Annotated in this window: 12 protein-coding genes; 2 read left to right on the top strand and 10 right to left on the bottom strand. The window is 69.3% G+C overall.

The annotated features are described in order from the left end of the window. Positions 1–621, top strand: coding sequence for a CHAT domain-containing protein (locus WMF46_RS08575; RefSeq protein ID WP_437985172.1), 621 nt, complete (start codon positions 1–3; stop codon positions 619–621). A 253-nt stretch (positions 622–874) separates the two neighbouring features. Continuing rightward, complete coding sequence (locus tag WMF46_RS08570; RefSeq protein ID WP_437985171.1) at positions 875–2,575, top strand: SIR2 family NAD-dependent protein deacylase; 1,701 nt, start codon at positions 875–877, stop codon at positions 2,573–2,575. A 225-nt stretch (positions 2,576–2,800) separates the two neighbouring features. Here WMF46_RS08570 and WMF46_RS08565 read toward each other — a convergent pair whose 3' ends face one another. The 10 genes from WMF46_RS08565 to WMF46_RS08520 all read right to left on the bottom strand — a co-directional run bounded on the left by WMF46_RS08565 (position 2,801) and on the right by WMF46_RS08520 (position 17,028). Beyond that, positions 2,801–3,349 (bottom strand): IS701 family transposase, encoded by a 549-nt coding sequence (locus WMF46_RS08565; protein WP_437985170.1) that lies wholly within the window; start codon positions 3,347–3,349, stop codon positions 2,801–2,803. Between the two features lie 147 nt (positions 3,350–3,496). After that, positions 3,497–3,904 (bottom strand): hypothetical protein, encoded by a 408-nt coding sequence (locus tag WMF46_RS08560; RefSeq protein ID WP_437985169.1) that lies wholly within the window; start codon positions 3,902–3,904, stop codon positions 3,497–3,499. Positions 3,905–3,936: 32 nt separating this feature from the next. Then, positions 3,937–4,200 carry a hypothetical protein gene (locus WMF46_RS08555; RefSeq protein ID WP_437985168.1) on the bottom strand — a complete coding sequence of 88 codons (264 nt, stop codon included), beginning with the start codon at positions 4,198–4,200 and terminating at the stop codon, positions 3,937–3,939. A gap of 163 nt (positions 4,201–4,363) precedes the next feature. After that, the gene (locus WMF46_RS08550) at positions 4,364–5,053 is read right to left on the bottom strand and encodes a hypothetical protein (protein WP_437985167.1); all 690 of its coding nucleotides are present in this window, start codon (positions 5,051–5,053) and stop codon (positions 4,364–4,366) included. A 209-nt stretch (positions 5,054–5,262) separates the two neighbouring features. Then, the gene (locus WMF46_RS08545) at positions 5,263–6,057 is read right to left on the bottom strand and encodes a hypothetical protein (protein WP_437985166.1); all 795 of its coding nucleotides are present in this window, start codon (positions 6,055–6,057) and stop codon (positions 5,263–5,265) included. An 800-nt stretch (positions 6,058–6,857) separates the two neighbouring features. Then, entirely contained in the window at positions 6,858–7,220 is a 363-nt protein-coding gene (locus WMF46_RS08540) for a hypothetical protein (protein WP_437985165.1), read from the bottom strand. Positions 7,221–8,010: 790 nt separating this feature from the next. Continuing rightward, the gene (locus WMF46_RS08535) at positions 8,011–9,432 is read right to left on the bottom strand and encodes a hypothetical protein (RefSeq protein WP_437985164.1); all 1,422 of its coding nucleotides are present in this window, start codon (positions 9,430–9,432) and stop codon (positions 8,011–8,013) included. After that, complete coding sequence (locus tag WMF46_RS08530) at positions 9,404–11,131, bottom strand: CHAT domain-containing protein (protein WP_437985163.1); 1,728 nt, start codon at positions 11,129–11,131, stop codon at positions 9,404–9,406. The genes WMF46_RS08535 and WMF46_RS08530 overlap by 29 nt, the downstream gene beginning before the upstream one ends. A gap of 112 nt (positions 11,132–11,243) precedes the next feature. Beyond that, the gene (locus tag WMF46_RS08525; protein ID WP_437985162.1) at positions 11,244–13,250 is read right to left on the bottom strand and encodes a caspase family protein; all 2,007 of its coding nucleotides are present in this window, start codon (positions 13,248–13,250) and stop codon (positions 11,244–11,246) included. 436 nt (positions 13,251–13,686) lie between these two features. After that, a complete protein-coding gene (locus tag WMF46_RS08520; protein ID WP_437985161.1) occupies positions 13,687–17,028 on the bottom strand; it encodes a protein kinase domain-containing protein in 3,342 nt (1,113 codons plus the stop codon). Positions 17,029–17,109: the final 81 nt, after the last annotated feature.

Here is a 17,109-nt window from a genome sequence, read left to right as displayed (position 1 = left end):
ATGAGCCGTCCCGCCAGAATCCTCTTTCTCGGCGCCAACCCATCAGGGACAACGCGCCTCGCGCTCGATCGTGAAGTACGGGAGATCGAGCAGCGCCTCCGTGCGTCCGAGCTTCGAGAGGCGTTCCGCCTCGAGCAAGCATGGGCGACGCGACCAGGCGATCTGCAGGAATGCCTTCTTCGCCATCGTCCAACCATCGTTCACTTCAGCGGTCATGGTAGCTCTTCGGGTGAGCTGATCCTCGAGGATGAAACGGGAGGCGCGGTTCCTGTCCAGACCAGCGCCATCGCCACACTATTTCGCGTGCTGCGCCGCGACATCCGCTGCGTGCTGCTCAACGCGTGCTTTTCCGAAACGCAGGCGAGGGCGATCGCAGAGCACGTCGAATGCGTGATCGGCATGACGATCGCCGTGGACGACCGCTCGGCCCTCGCCTTCGCGGGCGCGTTCTACCAGGCGCTCGGCTACGGAGAGGACGTCAAGAGCGCCTTCGAGCTCGGCTGCAGTCAAATCGACCTGATGGGGCTCGCGCAGAGCGACGTGCCCCGGCTGGTTGTACGCGATGGAGTACGGCCGGAGGAGGTGCGGTTGGCTGCCCCACATGACCCCGGCCGTCCGTAGCGCCCTCCGGGGCTTGCCCTTGCTCACCGCGCGTTTGACGCTCTTCGTGAACGCCGTGAGCCGCTCCCGGGTGACCTCCGAACCCAGCGACCAGAACTGCGGCTCACCGCCCGCGGCAGCCGCGGGCGGTGAGCTGCAGCTCTGCGCCGTGGAACTTGAGCTCGACCTGGAGATGAGCTGACCGGCGGCCGCGCGCAGCAGCGACGCGCCCACGCCTTGCCGCGCGGGGCCGGAACCGGCAACATCGCGCGCCGTGATCGCGATTCCCAAGACCCTCGAGGATGCGCTGCGCGACCGGTTCGTGGTGCCCTTCGTCGGCGCCGGCGTGTCGATGGCCGCGCTGGACCGGAACGGGAAGCGGGTCTTCCCCAGCTGGGGAGACCTGCTCCTCGGAGCAGCTGCTCGCCTCCGCGAGGACGGCAAGAGGCCCGAGGCCAACGTCGTGGAAGGCCTGCTGGAGAAACGGGCGCCCGACTACTACGAGGCGGCCCGACACGCGCGCGAGGGCATGGGGCCGGGCTGGTACCGCTACCTCCGCCAGGTGCTGGATCCGCCGGGCAATCGCATCGACACCGGCTCTCTGTCGCTCGCGCGCGCCGTCTGGCAGCTGCCGAGCAGGCTGGTGATCACGACCAACTATGATCAGATCCTGCGCTACGCTCTCGACGATCCGAACGATCTGGTGCAGATCAGCGTCGACGCGACGGCGGAGCTGTCCGCGATGCTGCGCGACGAGATCGATCGCCCGACGGTCTGGCATCTGCACGGCTTCATCCAGCAGCCGCAGCGGCTGATCCTGACGCCGGACGGCTACCGCGAGCTGTACCCGAGCCAGGAGGACGAGGTGCGCTACCAAGCCGCGCTCCAGGCGCTGCGCCACCTGCTCGCGGCGCGCACCTTCCTGTTCGTCGGATTCAGCCTCGACGACGCGATGTTCGGCAACCAGATCGCGTGGGTCCAGGAGGCCTTCGGCGGCGCCGCAGGGCCGCACTACATGCTCGTCAAGGCGCGCGAGCTGCGCGACACCCAGCGGCGCCTGAGGGACCTGAGCTGCATCGAGTTCCTGACGTTCGAGGACTTCGGTGATCCCCTGGTGACGCTCGTCCACGCGCTCGGGACCGCCGGGAATCGGGAGCCCACCACGTCGCCGCCGCTCGCCGCGGGCGCCCCTCTGCCCGCCGCGCGCCTCGAAGTGGCGACCGCCCCGTCGCGCGCCCCCGCTGCGCCCCTCCCGTTCCTCGCCGACAAGGAGATAGTCCCCCCCGTCACCCGGGTTGTGCACCGCGGGCTCCTCGCCGAGGCGACGACCGCCCCGCCCCACGCCGCCGCGACGCCTCGATGTTCCGAGGCGGCCGCGGGGGACGGCGGCGTGGACATGGCGCTCGTGAGGCAGAGCTACCGGCTCGTCTATCAGTATCAGCGCCGCGTCTTCGATCGGCTGGCAGAGCTGTCCGATGCGCTCGCGAGCATCGGGCTCGCGTTCGAGCGCTGGGATCCGTCCCAGTTCGCACGTCACGCGAAATCAACCTCGGAGTTCTTTCGGCGCAAGTACTGGGCCTGGGATTTCCTGCCTGCGTATCGCCTCCAGCTCGTCTGGCAGTCGTCGGCCAGCACGTCGCGGAGCGTGGTCCTCGAGGTGGTACCGGACACGGGCTTCACGCGCAGCGGGGGTGGGGAGCCGGATCCGGCGCGCTTCGTCGACGCGAAAGCGGCGGGCTCCGAGCTGCAGATCAGCCTGATGCGCTCCTCCGTTCGGAACCTGCCGTGGAACCAGATCTGGTCGTCCTTGAGCGGGCAGGAGGACACCATCTACGACGGCAACGATCACGAGCTCGACGCCGGCGGGCGTCCGTGCATCTACCGCTACCTCCGCGTCGATCTCGGCGCTGCGCTGGACAAGCAGGTGTTCAGCGAGCGCGTCATCGCCCCTATCCGCGCCTGGCTCGATGGCTGACCGAGATCCTGGGACGAGCGAACCCCGCGCGGGCGTGGGCTGTCGGGCGCGAGCTCGCGATGCTCCCGGCTGGGCTCGGCCGCGAGGCTGGAACGCTGATCATGTTGAGGACCTGAGAGAAATCAACAGGGAGACGGGGAGGCGGGGGGAAGAGAGAAAAGAGTCGGCGAGCACGATGTCGCCGGGGATCCCCTCGCGCACGGCGCGCTCGAGCGTGCCGTGCGCCTAGTCGATCTTGCTCTTGTACTGCACGGACGCAGGAATGCGGGCTTCGCGCCGTCGCGCCGGCTTCTCCGCCCAGCTTCGAGGCAAGTACAGCTCGAAGTCGATGGGCACGTGATGGTGGCGCGTCGCCACGCTCAGGCTGACGCCGATCTGGCAGTTGGTGAACTTGCCGGCCGAGCCGGTGTACTGCCGTTGGCCCCCCACCGAGTGCTCACCCTTCCTCAAAAAGCCAGTGTCGTCGATGATCCACCCCGAGATCGGAGCGTGCTCGGCCATCGCCGCTATGGCGTAGCGGGCCGCATACCGGCGCATGGCATGGTCGTCCCAGTGCGCGTTCGAGATGAAATGCTGCAGGCTCTGGTGCGCCGCCTGCACGCGCGCCGGGTCGGGGCAGGCTCGGGCGGCGATCGGCTCGATGCTCTTGCGCTCCGCCTCGCCGAGCAGCCCCATCGCGTAGATCGCGAACGATTCGCGCCGCAGCAGATGGGCCAGGATGGCCCCGATGTCCGAGAAGTAGGCGTCCAGCCGCCGCTGGGCGGCAGCGTCCATCGTGTACTCCACGGCATAGGAGGCTGCGTCACGCCCATCGGGCGGCAAGCTCCGGTCCGCAGAAAGGCTCGAGCTTTCCGGGAGATTCCTGAGGCAGCTTCAGCTCATCCCGCCCGGTCGCGACACAGTGGTGCTAAAGCCGCGGGGTCACTTCGCACGCTCAAGGTACCAAGTCGTTGTCGCGTCATAGTTGAACAGCGTGAGGAGGTCGCCGCTCAGCTCGTCGACGCGGTACGTGCCGTGCGGGCTGTCGGTGAGCACGTTCTTGCCGTCGAGCCGGTACTTGTAGGTGACCCTCATTACGCCGAAGGGCGTATCGAACTCATGCAGATAGGTGCCATCCGGGTTGAACGTGATCCTCATCATGGCCTCGGACTTCCGTTCCCCGTCGCCGACCTTCGCGGCGACCTCTTTCCAGGGCCCTTTGAGGCCTCCGTTGATCCGCACTTGTTCCTCGGCAGCGAGCGGCTGCGGCGTTACGGGGGTCGCCTTGGGGACACAAGCGACGGCCGACGCGATGATGGCGCAGACGGTTATGAGACGAATGCTGAACATGTTGAAGGGACTCCTTTGAGGGTTTTCGACGCTCAGAAGTCGAGCTCGGGACCAACCGTGACCTCGAAGAGCGGCTTGAAGCTGAACTTGCTGTGCTCGCCCTCTGCGGTGATGTCGGTGGGGTAGCCCTCGACCGAGGCGGTGCACGCGGGCTGCCCGAGGGCGCCGAGCTGTCCGACGATCCCCACCTTCGGCGAGATGCGGTAGACCGCATCGGGGACGACGCCCGCCCCTAGCCCTCCGCCCTTCATCGCGAACGTGCCGGTGCCGCCCGTGTGCTTGCCGCTGTAGCTCACGAAGTTGGCGCCGAGCGTGAGCCCAACGACCGACAGTAGACATAACGTGCAAAAAGTACGTTCCGCTGTTCCGCCTAAAAATCCAACAGATCCAACGAGTTCACTCTTCTGTGCAATATTGACTACACCGCGCTGGCTCTCGCGCAGCGGCGCCGTCGGCCGCTCAGAACCGGTATCCGCCCTCGACGAACAGTGCATGATAGAAGACCGAAGTCGAGTACCCATGCTCGATGGTGCCCGCCGATAGGTCACCGAACGTGAACGAAGCATCGCCCAGCGGATACATTCGGTAATCGACGCCGAGCGACCACGGGCCGTTGAGCAGCACGCGGTAGTCGATGCCCCCGCCGATGGCGAGGTGAACGTCCGTGAGCGCGTTGTCGCCGTACACGCCCGACGTGCGCATGAAGATGAGCGCGGTGCCGAGGCTGAAGAACGGCACGAGCTCGGTCTTGAGCGCCCCGAGCGGGATCTCGATGGCGTAGCCCGCCTCCGCCAGGAGGAAGAGCGGCAACGTCTTGTAGCTTTGCCCGCCGCCCCAGATCCCCAGGCTCGAGATGCCGCCATAAACGATGTCGACGGTGTCCCCTTCATGCAGCAGCACCGTCGCACCGACGTGCACATGGCTGAGCTGGACACTCCCGCGCAGGCCGAGCCCCACGGCGTAGGTCATGGCGTTTTCCGGGATCGAGTAGCCGGATATGACACCCAAGGTGAGCGCGTGCTCGTGCATGAACGACGCACTGGGCTCGTCGCCCGCGGCTGCTGCCGGCTCCAACGAGCCGTTCGACGGCACTTCCGCGGCGTGAGCAGCCGTGCCGCTCGCGCAGGCAATGACGATGACCGACAGCAAAGAGAGGTATCTCATGTGGACATCTTCCCGAAGTGCGAGGTGAACACGCGCGCACCCCTTCCCGCGCGCGACGCCACGCGACGCCCGCTGCCCGATCGAGCCGGGTGTGCACGCCGCCGCCCGTGAGGCGCACGGGCGGCGGCGGGGTGGCGCGGGCAGGTGACCGGCGCGCTGGGCCTAAGGTGTCCTAACCGCCGGTGATCGCGCGCTCAATATGCCTTCGCAACCAGCGGCCGACTGCAGACGCCGTTGAACCCCGGCTGCGTGACGTTCATCACCCTGCCCTGATATCCGGCGTACTGGCGCCTGAGGTAGAGCGTGCCCGAGAAGTTATAGGCGTACTCGGTCGGGTTGTACCACGGCGTCAGGACGCGGAGCGACGCCGAGGCGACGTAGTTCTCGGGCCACAGCTCGAACGTCGTCCAGCCCCAGAACGTCCACGTCGGGAAGTCGTGGTACTCCCCGCAGTTGATGTGCCAGTTGCCCTGGATGTCGAGCCAGCTCTGCGGCGTGAGGCCCGGCTGCGCCGGCGCGTCGACGGCGCTGAAGAACGCAGGCTCCACGCCGGCGATCCGCAGGGCCTCCTTGAGCTCGGCGATGAGCGACGTCTCGGGGCGCGCGCTCATCTGCTCGAACACGTGCGCGTCGCCCTCGAGCTCGGGCTCGGCCGCATCGACCGCGCCGCGCAGCCGCGCCACGCCGCCGAGCAGCGTCGTGTCCTCGACGCCGTCCCTGTACGTCGTCTCGACGAGCGGCGCGCCGGCGGCGTCCACGATCCGCGCGCGGTGGCCTCCCGGGACCACCGAGAGCTCGAAGGCGATTGTCTGCTCACGGCGGTGGAACGTTCCCTCGACGCGGTCGGCGGTCTCATGCGTGAGCGTGAGCCCCTCCGACGACATGCCTTCGGCCGACGGGGCATCGTTGTCGACGACACAACCGCCCAGACCGAGAGAGCCCACGATGACGACCGCCAGACCGATTGCATGAGAGATTCGTGAATTCATGATCCAATCCTTTCGATTGACCCGCGCCTCCCTTCTAAGCACCCTCCGTGCCACCACGTTTCCGCGCAGCCGGAGCGCCCCTGTCTCCAGCGCGCGACAGGCCTCGGGACCTCGGGCTACGATCCACCTCCTCCCGGCGGCGACATGTGTCTCAACCTGGCGATAGCTCTCACGATGACCAGCCGGGCTTGCCGTCGAGGCGGGCCCGCCGGCCGCCCCGACGAGCCCGACGAGGACGGCGACCAGCAGCCGACAAACACCAAGTGACCTATCCGAATGGTGGTAGAAACGACGTGCCGGAGGAGTCCCCGCGATTGGGCGGCGCTTACCGATCTCCGCGGTTGATCGGCCGCTCGTTGACCCGCGGGGCACGCTCGAGCCCGAGGTCTCCGGAGGCGCTTGTCTACACCACGCTGGAGGACAGACGCGGCTCAGGTTGATGCGCGCCCGGCGGCTGACGCGTCAGTGACCACCTGGCGCGTCAGTGACTACCTGACGCGTCAGTGACCACCTGACGCGTCAGTGACCACCTGTCGCGTCAGCCGACGCAGCGAGGTCGACATCGATGTCGAGCTCGACATCGCCGGCACGTGCCTCCTGCTGGCCGGAACAGTCACCCTGCAGCTCGAACGACCGGCTTGGCCTCGGGCGGCATCCGGCGCTGGGCGCGTCGACCCGGGTGCTCCGCGCGGGCGGCCGTGCTCTACCTCAATGCGCCGAGCGTGCGCTGCCACCGCTGCACCGGTCCCCTACCGCCGTCCCTACCGCGACCGGCTGCTCTTCGCGCAGCGCGATCCATGCTACTCGAATATCGGGCAGGCTGAGCAGAGCTTGCCGCCAGTGGCCACGTCGAAGCTCGCGTTCCAGACATCCTCGGGCGGCATACCCGGTATCGACGACGGCGCGGCGAGACTGAACGACCACCATGTCGCAGGCCTCATCAAAACAGCGCCGCTTCGCACCAGGAAATTCGCCGTGGCATTCGGATGACTGCCGGTGAACTCGGAGGCACCGTAAAGCTCGGCAAGCAATGCCACGTCGTGACTGCCGTAACGCCAGTTATTCTCCGAGAGGAGATCGACGTTCACCAAACCTGGCGCCGGCTCGAACTGCATCTCCAGCACCTGGTCGAAACCACGGCCGGCATTTTCAGATGGCGGCACATACAGGCGCTTAAATTGCCAGCATCAGGAATTGCGCCCGGCCGGTCGTCGACGAGAGGCGCTGGACCGATCCGAGTGGCTTTGCAGCGACACTCCTCCTGCTCGTCCTAGAAGCAGATCGATTCCGCCTCGAGAGTGACGCAAGCCGGTGCACCGGATCCTTCGCAGTCCGAGCTCGTCTTGCAGGGCAGCAAGCACAGGCCGAGGACGCAGTTGGCCGCGTCCGGGCAGCGCTCGAAGAATTCGTCGCACCGGGATGAACACGCGCCGTACAGGCACGTTCCGGACAGGCAGTCGGCGTGCTCGGTACAGCGTGAGCCCACCCCGGCGCCGACGGGCTCTTGATCGGGTCGCAGGCAGAGCCCGCTGTACCGGTTGCACCTCCCGCTGTCGCAGTCTGCGTCCTCATCACACAAGTAAAGACACGCGCGCCTCGTATCCTCCGCGTCCTCCGCGAAGTGCTGGCAAGCTCGCCCGCTGTCGCAATCTTCCGTGGTCTCGCACCGCGGCGCGCAGGCTCCGGACGCGCAGACAAACCCGGAATCGCAGTCGCGGTCCGTCGCGCACTTGTGGTAGCACATGCCACCAGGCATCCCGGTGGTGTATTCGTCCAGGCATAACGTATCGGCGCCATCCGTCTTGCAGTCCGCGTTGCAACGACAGCGGCCGTGGTCTTGCGACTCACCTTTGGGGCCGCACCCCGGCTCCACCTCGTCTCCCTCGCTCTCGTAGATCACGCAGGCCGCGGCCAGCAACAAGGGTGCAACCCAGAGCATCGCCAGCCTTGCCATCAGTACTCCATTCCCATGACGATCTCGAGGCCACCGGATATCCCCAGCTTCGTCGTGGTGATGTTTTGAAATAAGGAGAGCGTTGGGCCGACGGTGATACCGGGACAAACGCCGGCACAATATGCCACGGACTTGTCGACGTAATTCCCGCCGGCCAGAAAATAGAACCCGGCCATGCCCTCTATCACCACCGCGGCCTCGGTATGCACGTAGTCACCGCGGAGCGCGCGGATCATTCCGCCATTGAGCGACAGGGAGTTGGCGAACCCAAAACGACCGGTTCGGTCCAGCGTGCGCGCGATCGCCTCTACCCCCACGAGCGCCGCCATCGACTCTCCCTTGAAGTTGAAGCTGCGCGCATTTTCCAATGCTCCGAGCGAGAAGCCCCAATACACCTCTTCGTACCGGTCGAAAAACCCGATCCGGTGCGCGACGCGACCGAGGTAGCCCGCGTTTATAAGCAGCGCTGGCTCGCGCTCCCCGGTACTGCCGAGGAAGTCGGTTGGCAGCATCCGGTAGCCGACACGTGAGAAGAATACGTTCGAGCGTCGAGGGTACGCGCGAATGCGGTAGATCCGATCGGGCTCCTCCCTGGCGCCGATCTTGGCGTGGACCCTCACCTCGTAGTCTCCGACCATGGGGACGCGGAACTCCCGTGTGAGCTCGTGCAGGCCGGCTTGGTCCTGGACCTTCACGCTGCCCTTCACGGTGCCCCTGGGGCACGGGTGCCCATCGATCGGCGTCGCGTCCTTGGAACCGAAACAGCCTTTCGTCGTGATGTTCCACCGGAGCTCGAACGCGTCTCCGTCCGGATCCCAGGAGCTCCGCGCGTCGAGCCGCAGCGTGTCCCCTACGCGCGTCTCTTCGGGGAGGACCAGGCGGATCGACGTCGGCTCATTGAAGCCCGCCAGAGTCCGCTCGATGGCGCGGCTCACCATGTCGTACCACGAAGCGAGCTCGCCCGGCTTGTGCGCGTAGCCGCCGCTCTTGACCTTGCCCGGGCCGATGGGCACGAAGCGCAAGACGGCTCGGCGATTCTTCAGCACGGGATCGACGTCGAGGACGAGCTCCGCGTCGTAGACGAGGACGTCTTCGTTCGGCACCTCGCACTGGATCGCCGCAACGAACAGCGCCCGCTTTCCCACGCGCTCGTAGCTCCCGGGCTGGTCGGGGGACGCGCGCGTGGTCATCGTTTGCACCCCCTCCCGCGCCTCTTTGCAGTTGTCCGTCCCGTAGCCGTGCTGCTCCAGGAGCTGCTTGAAGATCGGAATTTGAGTCCGGTCGACGTTGGCGCTGGAGTCCTGGCTCGTGAAGAGCTTGATGTTCTGGATGAACTCCCTCTTGGACGTCGCCGTCTGCGCGAGAACGTTGCCGGCAAGCGTGACGAGGCAGCTAACGAGCAGTATGATTGTCCAGCGCACGACGCATCTCCTCGAGGTTCTCGATTTCCCTGGAGTAATCCGACATGCAGGCGTCGCGGATCATGGGTGTGTCCACGAGCCGGCTGCACTCCTCCAACTGCCTTTTCTTCTTTGCCTGGATCTCGTCGTTGATCCTCTTGAGCGCTTCAGCGCGCTCGGGCGTCACCTGCTCGGGGAGCGGCGCGGACGCGCTCGACGCCGGCTCTGGAGGCGCCGCGCTCGGCTCCGGGCGTGTCCCGCTCGGCCGGATGGACTTCTTCTGGCTCGATGAGCCAGGTGCTGCCGTCGGCGCGGGTGCGGACACAGGCGCTGACGGCGACCCTGGCGCCGACGGCAGGGGCCCCGGCGCTTGCTGCGTGGTCGCAAGCTGCGTCATCCCTGCAGAGGAGGACGCCTCATCGGAAGAGGAGGACGCCTCATCGGAAGAGGAGGACGCCTCATCGGACCCGCGGCCCAGGCGGAGCGCGTAGGCCGCGAGCGCGACGAGCGCAGCCGTGCACGCGAAGAGAATCCATGCCGACCGTTTCGTCGCGAACGACGAACCCGAGATCGGCCCCGGCGGCTCGGGCAGCGCCAGCATGGCGCCCTCGGCCGGTCGCATGAAGAGCACCGGCGTCGCCCACTCCAGCGAGCCGCTGATGTAGATGTCTTTCCGGGCCTGGGTGACCGCGCTCTCGAGGGGTGCGCCGGCTGCGATCTGTCGGTAGACGCGCCGCGCGAACCGGATGGCGACGGTATCGCTGATCGGAAACTGCATCGCCAGCACGGCGGGGATGCCGGCCTCTGCCACGAGGGCTGCCGTGCTCGAGAAGAACTCCCGCGTGTCGCCGACGGCCCCATCGCACGAGTTCAAGAAGACCAGCCTCACCGAGGGGCGATCGCGCAGCAGGACGCGCAGATCGTTCGCGCGCAGGTGACCTCGCCCCCCGCCTTCCGCGGTCATCGAAAGCAATCCTTGCGACGTGAGCGGATCAAAGGTGCCATGGCCGGCGAAGTGCACGATGTGCCATTCCTTGCGGTCCAGCACGTCGAGCAGCGCTTGGCTCGTCGGCTCCTCGAGCCACTCGATCTCGACGAGCCCCTTCCGGCGGAGCGCGTCGAGCTCCAGATCGATGCACGCCCGCTCGCGCCCGAGGTCGAGCGGCCGTTCGCCGCCGGTCGAGAGGACGCCGAGCACCCGAAGGGGTGGCTCGACGCGCAGCGACGTCTGTGGCTTGTCCACGAGGACGTAACGCACGAGCGGCGTCGCCTCGGACAGCGACAGATAATCGCCCCGGTGTGAGCAGAGGAGCTCCCAGGGCACCAGGGCGAGTCGAGCGTCCGGCGTCACGACCTTGACGCGCACGCCCCGCCCACTCTGGCGCGTGTACTCCCGGTTCGCCGAGAAGACCTCGCCGAACGGTCCCTGGAACATCGCTTCGTAAATTGATCTTCCGAATGTCTGCGCATCGATGGTCGGGGTCTCGTCCGGGTACAGATCGCGCGCGCTCCGCGCGCCGGCTGCGCTCTCGGTCTGCCGCGACGCCCGCGCTCCGCGCAGCGCAGCGCCTTGCAGACAGGAACGGGCTTCGCCGAGCGCCTCCAGGCTCATGGGTAGGTCGACCTCGCCCTCGTGATCGCCCCGCGGCGAGCGCGCCGAGATCCGGCATCGAGTGCTCGTGAGCGCCCGCACTTCAAGGCAGAAGTCGACGTAGTCCATCCTGGCCTGCTCCCCTGCTCCGGCGGTGCGATCGAGCTGCGTACGGCTCGCCCGCTGTGCACGAACCGCGTGATATGGCGCCGCGCGGCGAAAGCCGCCGATTCGCCGCGTCTCACGACGCGACCGAGGAGGCGCGAACGAGCTTCATGGCGACGAGCGTCGCGGTCCACATCTCGCGCGGTTCATGGTCATCCGAGCCCATGTCCCTGGTGTTCGTGCAGACCGCGTCCTCGAACGACCTGTCGAGCCTCAGGAACGATAGATCCGCGTCCGGCCTCGTGGTGGCGATCGCGACGAGCCGGTCCACGCCGATCTGGCGGCCTTCCGGCAACCGGCATCGAAAGGCCTGTCCGAGCTGCCCGCGCAGCCAGAAGGTCTGACACCGGCCAGGCGCAAGCTCGTGCTGGCTCGTACCGAGGATTTCCACCCTGCCGCTCGCTGCGCAGTTGAGCAAGTTGGCATAGAGCCTCGTCGACGACCGGTTCTCGACGACGACGCAGACCGGCTGGTCGTGCTCGACGGCGTATCGATACCGGCGCTCCGGATCGGGCCTTACCTCGGGCAAAGGAGGATCCTGAAGGTCCGCCGCGCCGAGCGCCGACGGGTCGCGGCAGTCCAGCACGCGCACGCGGAGCGCGCCTGGCAGATCGCGGCACCGGCGCGAGAGCCGCAAGGCGAGGTTGTACTGCGCATAGTGCAAGAGACCCCGGACGAGCGTGCTGCGATCGTGGCCTGGAACCGAGAAGAGGAGCGGCGCTCCCTCACCGCCGGCGGCCGGGTAGACCAGCGCATCGCTGACGATGTACCGCCCGCGCGACGCCTCGACGAACACCTCCGCGAGCGACGCCTCGCCCGCGGACGCCGGCGCGCGCACGACGCGGAGCGGGCCTTCCCGCTCTAGCCAGTGCGCCAGATGAGCGTCGTAGGGCTCCAGCTGCACCACGAGCGCATCGCCCTTGCCCGGCGCGATGAGGCGGCCCCGGGCGCCGTCGACGAGCAGGAGATCGCCAGCGCCGACGGGGACCGCCGTGCACGACCACGGCGTCGCCTCCTCGACGTCCAGGACACCGAGGCGCGCGCCAAGATCTTCAGACGATCCGAGGGGCGGGAAGATGCTCGGGGTTCTCCCGTAAACAGCCACCCGGGCGCCTCGGGTGAAGCCGACCATCGTGCCCGCCTCGAGCCGATATTTCGCATCGATCCGGGAAACGGCGACGCCTGGGTCCTGGAGGTCGAACGCGCCGCCGAACACGCGGCGCTCGGCACGCCCGACGAGCCAGGGGCTCTGACCCGGGAAGCCGTGCGAGATCCGCTGCCGGAGAGCGTGCCAGAGCTCGGCCCAGCGGAGCGCGTCAAGCTGGCTGTCGTGACAGGCCGCGAGCAGCCGCAAGAGCGCGGCCGTGAAGGCGCCGTGCTGGACGCCGCGCTCGTCGCTTCCTTCGTTCGCGACCTGATCGGACTGGCATGCTGCGATGACGACGTGGCCCGGATCGCCCGCGTCGAGGGCCGGAACGAGCCCCGCCGGGGGCTCCGCCACGCGTCGGCCAGGGAGATCCAGCAGGGGCGGTGGCGTGGGATTGTCGAGCGGATAGAAGCGCACGGCGCGCTCCGCGGTGCCCGACGCGCTCCTCGTCACGCCGGCGGAGCAGCAGCAGTCAAGGACGACCGTCACGTCGCCCGTCCGGCGCGAGATGCGGTGCAGGAGAGCGTTCAGCTCGTAGTCATAAAGCAGCGCGCCTCCCGCGTGGATGTCCACCGGGACCAGCGCCTCCCGGACGGTGCGCGCGTTCCTCGGCAGGACCTGGGTGCCGTGGCCGGCATAGTAGATGAGCACGCGATCGCCAGGTTGGACTGCCTCGCCGGCGAGCGCTTCGAACGCCGCGCGGAGGTTGGCCGACGTCGGCGCCTGCTCCGGGAGGCGCGATGTCCGCCCCGACGCACAGCAGGGCGCCGCGAGCTTGGTGATCGCGCTCGGCGGCACGGCGAGGCGCTCGAGCAGGATCGCCTCGATCGCGTCGATGTCGTTGACGCAGCCGCGCAGGGCGCTGGGCCCGGGATACGCATCGATCCCGATGAGGAGCACGTGGCGGCGAGGGGGTGTGGGCTCCGTGGCTGGCATGCGCTTTCTGCCTTTCGGGGGGTGGGTTTACCGTTCTTCAACGAGCCGCGCGCGGCGTAATGGCTGTGGCGAGATCCGTTGACGTCGGCTCTTCTGTCGCCTCCTGAAGCACCGCGACGTGGTTGAGCGCCTCCTGCGCTCGATTCGCGTGCACGAGCACGCTCGAACAGGTTCAATGGCAACAAGGGGTTGCGCGGCATGGACTGGGCCAAATGCGAGGGCAACCGAAGCAGGTCCCACGCCAACGTCGGTCGCGTTGCGGCCTTCCCGGCGCTGGACTCGCCCGGAAAGATCCCGCATGCAGGAGCGCTGGCGGCAGCAGATCCGCGCCGCTCCTCTCCGTCAGCGACGTCGACACGTCAGCCAGCGACGTCGACACGTCAGCTGGCCAGTGCAAGGAGTGCGCTGACACGTCAGCGCGGCGGGCGCTGGCTTCTCAGGAGGACGTACTTGCCAGCGTCACGCTCTTCGGCGGCCCCTCTCCTCCCGCTCCCTCGAACGCCTCCGCGGCCGACAGCACATCCATCCGCTCGTCCCACCGTTCCCGCGGGATCCCCTCCGCCAGGCCTCCGAGCGCCCCGCGAAACCCCGCCCGCGCCCCAGGCGCCACCCGCCCGAGCAGCCCCAGCGCCTGCAGCCCGATGCCCGGCACCTGACACGTCATCGCCGCCTCCGCGAGCTGCTCCACCTCGCCGTCATCCGCCCGCGCCCCCGCGGCCAGCGCGAGGCACCGCGCGAGCAGCGCCCCCGACCCGCGGTCCATCCCCCGCCACAACGTCGCCGCCCGCCCTCCGAGCTCCGCAGCGACCGCCGCTCGCTCCGCGCGATACGCCACCGCCGCCTCGGTCAGGCACACGAGCGCCTCGAGCTGAGGCACGCCGACGCGCACGGTCGCCTCGACCAGGTCGAGGTCGGGCTCCGCCGCTTCGCCCATGCGGTAGAGCGCCGACCGCACCAACCACTCGGCGCGCCCCTCCCAGTACGGGTTCCTGCAGCGCGCCGCGAGCTCCCGCGCCGCCCCTGCCCGCGCGGCCGCCTCGCGGTGCCGGAACGCCTCCAGCAGCGCCGACGCAGAGCTCAGCATCGCCGCGATCTGCCCCGTCTGCCACGGCTCCGACGCGGCCGCCTCCGCGTGGAGCGCCGCCGCCTCGTCGAAGCGCCCCTCGACGTAGCGGAGCCGCGCACGGCCATCGACGAGGCAGAGCCGCGCCATCGGGTGCTCGGCGCGCTCGGCCCACGCGTCGACCTCCACCAGCGCCTGCGCCAGCAGCAACGGGGAAACGCGCTTCGCCGCGGCCACGATCCGCACCCCTTGCCGCCGCCGCTCCAGCTCCGGGTCCGAGAACGGCGCGATGCCGTCGGCCAGCTCGCGCGCCCGGTCACCGCGCGGCCCCAGCCCGGCCAGCGCCGCCTGCACCAGCAGCGCGAGGCGCGTCACCTCGGGACCGCGCACCACGGCGCGAGACAGCTCGTAGAGCACCCTGTCCATGGCGCGCGGCGTCCCTTCCGCGAAGGCGATCTTGACCCACGCCGACAGGATCCCGAGCTCGGCCTCGCCCCCAGCCTCCCCACCCGGCCGGCGCGCGGCCAGGAGCGCTTCGCCGATCGCGGCCACCGCCTGGCCCAGCATCCCGGCCGACGCGCGGCCTAGCGCGACCTCGATCGCCTCGCGCGCCGCCGAGAGCTCCTGGTGTCCCGCCAGCAGATGGAACAGGCGTCCATCCTGCCCGGGGCGCAGCACGCCTGCGATCGCGCGGTGCGCCTTGACCCGGCGCGCCACGGGCCAGGTGATGTCGACCTGCCCGAGCGGCTCCACGCGATCGCCCGCCAGACGCCGCGCTATCCCGCGGCGCACCAGCTGCTCACACTCCGCCTCGACCTTCCACACCGGTCGCACCATCGCCTCCGCGAGCTGCTCGATGTCGAGCTGGTGTCCGGCGAGGGCCAACCACCGCAGGAGCTCGCCGAGGTGCGGCTCCTCTTCCAGCAGAGGCCCCTCGACGGCGGGCGTGGTCTCCCGGAGCCCCGCGCTCAGCCGATCGAGCGCCTGGCGCTCCACCGCGAGCGTCGCGCCGTCCCAGCGCGCGAGCCCGAGCCGCAACCAGAGCGTCAGCTCGGCCTCCACCCGCGCAGGGACCCCCTCGGTCCGCTCCCACAGCGCGCGCGCGGCGTCCTCGCGCAGATGGAAGAGCCGGTCCGGACCCGCGAACAGCGGCCGCAGCGCCGCCTCATCGAGGGGCTCGAGCGCGATCACGTCCGCGGGCGCGGACCCAGGCGACGCGCGCGGCGCGCCCGCGAACGCCCGGACGAGCGCGCCCTCGCCGGCCCGACAGCGCTCCAGGATCGCGGCCGACCACGGATCGAGCCGGTCTGCGTCGTCGGCGAGGATCACCGCGCCGTCGGCGAGCGCCTGCTGAAGCTGGCCCAAAGCCCAGTCCGTGACGTCGTCCAGACGGCGCGCTCGCTGCTCCTCCATGGCGCCGAGGAGCGGGTGCAGGCTGCCCAGCGGCGCGCGGGACGGCTGCAGCGAGACGACGCGCAGCCCCGCCTGCTCCAGCGCCTCGCCCGCGTCGCGCAGGCAGCGCGAGCGGCCCGAGCCCGTCGGCCCCACAACATCGACCGGACGCCGCGCGCGCGCCGCCTCGACGACGGCCCGGAGCGGCGCGAGATCGCCGAGGCGAGGCAGCTCGGGCCCGTGGCGGCGCGACACCCGGCCTCCCCGGAGCGCGGCGAGCGCCTCGGCCGCGGAGCGGAAGCGATCCTCCGGCCTCTGGGCCAGGAGCCGGTTGATGACCTCGGCGAGCTGCGCCGGGGTGCCGGGAGCGACCTCCTGGATGGGCACCGCAGGCGATGACAGCCGCGCTAGCAGGAGGGCCTTCAGCTCCTTCGCTGCGTGGGGCACGTGGCCGGTGAGCGCCTGGTAGAGCATCACGCCGGCAGCGTAGAGATCGGCTCGTGCGTCCACGGCCGCGCCCATGATCTGCTCGGGGGCGAGGTAGAGCGGCGTGCCGAGCACCTGGTTGGCCTGGGTAAGCCGCGCGCCCGGCTCGCTCCAGAGCGAGATGCCGAAATCGAGCACCGTCGGACGCCCCTCGGCGTCGACGAGCACGTTGTCCGGCTTGAGGTCGCGGTGCACGATGCCCGCGGCGTGCACGCGGGCGAGGACCTCGAAGAGCGCAAGCGCGGGCGCCGTGATGTCGGCCCATGCGCGGCGCGATGGCGGCGCCGCGTCCGGGATCGCCCCTCCCGGGAACGGCGTGCCCTCGACGCGTTCCATGACGACAAAGGGGCGATCGCCCTCCACCCCCTCGTCGAGCAGCTGCACCACGCCCGGCACCCGCAGCATGCGCAGCGCGGCGATCTCGCGGCGCACGCGCGCCGACCCCGCCCCGGCGCCGCGGTGCATCCACTTCAGCGCCACGGGACGGCCCAGCACGAGGTCCTGAGCCGTCCACACCTCGCCGAACGATCCCGCGCCGAGGGGATCGGTGAGCTGATAGCGCCGCGCGATCACCTGCCCCGGCGCGGCGCCGCCTCCTGCCGCAGCATCGGCCTCGCCACGCCGCTCTGCCGCGTCCGCACCGATGCCCTCGGCGAGGGCGCACGGCTCACCCGCGGCGTCGCCCAGCGAAGGCGGCTCGCCGCTCATGGCGTCGCCCGGAGGGCGCGTCTCACCGCTCGCGCCATGCTCGGCGTCGTCGCGCTCGGCCCCGACCGACAGCCTGGTGACGACCACCCCGGTGCTGAGAAGCGTGAGATCCGCGTCGGGGCTCGGCACGACGAGCGAGGGTACCCCGCCGCCAGAAGCCAGAGCAACGTCGAGGAGCGCGCCGCGTCCCCGGATGTCCTGCGCGCTGCG

It is taken from the genome of Sorangium sp. So ce117 (assembly GCF_051524395.1).
GTDB lineage: Bacteria > Myxococcota_A > Polyangia > Polyangiales > Polyangiaceae > Sorangium > Sorangium cellulosum_B.
The sequence above is the reverse complement of the archived record's forward strand: the minus strand, read 5'-3'. Positions and strand labels throughout refer to the sequence as shown.

Excerpts from the sequence above, each read along its gene's own strand:
- WMF46_RS08565 (WP_437985170.1), bottom strand. The coding sequence starts at position 3,349 with ATGGACGCTGCCGCCCAGCGGCGGCTGGACGCCTACTTCTCGGACATC.
- WMF46_RS08575 (WP_437985172.1), top strand. The coding sequence starts at position 1 with ATGAGCCGTCCCGCCAGAATCCTCTTTCTCGGCGCCAACCCATCAGGG.
- WMF46_RS08545 (WP_437985166.1), bottom strand. The coding sequence starts at position 6,057 with ATGAATTCACGAATCTCTCATGCAATCGGTCTGGCGGTCGTCATCGTG.
- WMF46_RS08560 (WP_437985169.1), bottom strand. The coding sequence starts at position 3,904 with ATGTTCAGCATTCGTCTCATAACCGTCTGCGCCATCATCGCGTCGGCC.
- WMF46_RS08525 (WP_437985162.1), bottom strand. The coding sequence starts at position 13,250 with ATGCCAGCCACGGAGCCCACACCCCCTCGCCGCCACGTGCTCCTCATC.
- WMF46_RS08530 (WP_437985163.1), bottom strand. The coding sequence starts at position 11,131 with ATGGACTACGTCGACTTCTGCCTTGAAGTGCGGGCGCTCACGAGCACT.